The following is a 1,728-nucleotide window of genomic DNA, read 5'->3' as shown; positions in this document are numbered from 1 at the left end:
AAGCGATGATCACGTTTGCGCCGATTTCAGAGAAAAAGACAGTAACTGAACTCACTATGAAGGCTAAACGTATCTTTACACTTGATGAAAACGTTCAAAAAACAACCTAACCCCAAAATTCAACAAATAACAACATATTGTTTTTAAAAGAAAATTAAATCTACATCAAATATTGGTTGACGTAGATTGAGGTGAATAGTAGACTATTAGGATAAATTACCAGTATTGCACACAACAAATTTGCATGATTTAATCCCCCTCACATTCATTTAGGGGGCGTTATGCATTTATCTTCAAAACATCTTAGCACTATCCGCTTTCTCGTTATTGCTGCATTCGTTGTGGCTATTAGTTACCGACTTTTTGTTGCCTCCAATGACGAAATGAATCCTCTTGCTATTATTGCCCATTCAATAGCGACAATAGTTAGACGGTTTGAAAAACCGTAATACAATAAACATCCGAAATAATTTCGAAAGCAACTCATTTTTACTCTGCAAACAATCAGAAAAGACTTAATTTTGCTAAGTTAATGCATTAATCTAAAAACGCTTTAAATCAATACATAACCATTATCTCTTGGGATTATTTACATGCGCAAAAGTTTAATGCTGTTACTTGCTTCAACATTGATTATTTCTGGATGTGCAACAAAAAAACAACTCGTTCCAACTGGTGGAAGCAAATCAGACGGCACAGTTAGGATGAGTTATTCTTACGGTATGTTTGAAAGCCCTGTTGTAGATCCACAACAAGGCATGAATGCAGCCAAAGCGCGTTGTGCCGCTTGGGGATATTCAGGAGCCGAGCCTTTTGGTGGATTCACTTCTCAATGTTCACAACCTTCTTCATCTGGTTGTATGCAAACACTTGTGACTATCGAATATCAATGCACTGGCGATATTAAGAAGTAATAATTAGGGGCTTCCAGCCCCTTCTATAACCATTCATGGAACAGGGACAACCGAAATCACTTTAAACCCTGAAACAGCCGTTACTCCATTAGATGGAGAATTAAATCTCACAGTATCTTTTCTTACTGCATCATGAATTTCATCTTTTGTTGGTTCATGCTCTGAATGGAATAAAACCTCTTCCATTCTAATTTGATCACCGTCTCTATGCTCATAAGTAATCTTGTAGCTAACAGTCATATCAACCTCATGCAGGGGAATTGTGAGATTATTATAGACAATAGAAACCATAAAGCCCCGTTGGTGATACAGCAACAAGCGGGAGCGTAGCGACTTCATCAGATTGTCAGAAAGATCACACCTTATCAGGATAACCGTGTACCCGTTGGGAGCGTGGCTGAAACGCTGATAGAGCTTGCATATGGTTTGCAAGGACCAATATCACCATAAACCTGTTTACGCAGCCACAAGGCCGCACATCGGGCTTAAATGCGTGTGTTCAGTCTGTCGATGACATTACAATGCCAGGATGGGCTTTATCTTCACGTTGTGCTATCGCGGTGTGAGAGGTGCAACTGCCGCCAACGTTAGGTTATACTGTCATCTCACCGTGTAACTTAACGTGACAGTTACTAAGGGCGGATCACAATGGTAGAACTCCTAAGCAAATTAAATAGGTAACTGTTTAAGTTGCTGACAGAGAAGACTTTTTTAGTCTTCTCTACCTGGGGAGATTCTGGAGCGGGCGAAGGGAATCGAACCCTCGTATAGAGCTTGGGAAGCTCTCGTTCTACCATTGAACTACGCCCGCTTC

2 protein-coding genes and 1 tRNA gene are annotated in these 1,728 nt (G+C 40.2%); 1 reads left to right on the top strand and 2 read right to left on the bottom strand.

The window, feature by feature from the left end; translation table 11 throughout:
* The first annotated feature begins 593 nt into the window (after positions 1-593).
* Complete coding sequence (gene yecR / locus RTW80_RS24790) at positions 594-914, top strand: YecR family lipoprotein (protein WP_001232281.1); 321 nt, start codon at positions 594-596, stop codon at positions 912-914.
* 33 nt (positions 915-947) lie between these two features.
* Here the strand turns inward: yecR and RTW80_RS24785 are convergent, their stop codons facing one another.
* Both RTW80_RS24785 and RTW80_RS24780 read right to left on the bottom strand, forming a co-directional pair.
* Positions 948-1,205 carry a hypothetical protein gene (locus RTW80_RS24785; protein ID WP_024017360.1) on the bottom strand — a complete coding sequence of 86 codons (258 nt, stop codon included), beginning with the start codon at positions 1,203-1,205 and terminating at the stop codon, positions 948-950.
* 446 nt (positions 1,206-1,651) lie between these two features.
* Positions 1,652-1,725, bottom strand: a tRNA-Gly gene (locus RTW80_RS24780).
* Positions 1,726-1,728: the final 3 nt, after the last annotated feature.

The sequence above is a fragment of the Escherichia sp. AM3 genome, assembly GCF_032029835.1.
Lineage (GTDB): Bacteria > Pseudomonadota > Gammaproteobacteria > Enterobacterales > Enterobacteriaceae > Escherichia > Escherichia coli.
This window is presented reverse-complemented; position numbering and strand designations above follow the sequence as displayed.

Excerpts from the sequence above, each read along its gene's own strand:
- yecR (WP_001232281.1), top strand. The coding sequence starts at position 594 with ATGCGCAAAAGTTTAATGCTGTTACTTGCTTCAACATTGATTATTTCT.
- RTW80_RS24785 (WP_024017360.1), bottom strand. The coding sequence starts at position 1,205 with ATGGTTTCTATTGTCTATAATAATCTCACAATTCCCCTGCATGAGGTT.